Consider the following 353-nt stretch of genomic DNA (forward strand, 5'->3'; position numbering starts at 1 on the left):
CTCAAAGCACTTGCTGAGAGCTTAGCCTCAGCCATTAAAACCAGCAAAAACCATCATGCTTCAAAGAAGGCAGTCCCCTTCATCAAAGCTGGAGAGAAACCCCAGGCACGGCCACAATTAACAATAGGCCTCCTCCACAAAGCCTCGGACTGGCAGATGCAGGTCGACCTAGGAAAACAGCTAAGGTTCCCCCAGCACATTGTAAAAACAAACCTCCGCCCAGACATGATAGTTATCTCTGAGGTTTCAAAACAATTGATCATGCTGGAACTTACGGTTCCCTGGGAAGAGCGTATTGAGGAAGCAAATGAAAGGAAGCGCGCTAAGTACCAGGAACTGGTGGAGGGGTGCAG

General features: G+C 49.3%; 1 protein-coding gene. It reads left to right on the forward strand.

What is annotated here, in order from left to right; all coding sequences use genetic code 11:
* On the forward strand, positions 1-353 hold a 353-nt coding region (locus tag D4A39_RS19550; RefSeq protein ID WP_158586963.1), incomplete at both ends, for a hypothetical protein.

Origin of the sequence: Alcanivorax profundi, assembly GCF_003597125.1 — a bacterium.
Lineage (GTDB): Bacteria > Pseudomonadota > Gammaproteobacteria > Pseudomonadales > Alcanivoracaceae > Alcanivorax > Alcanivorax profundi.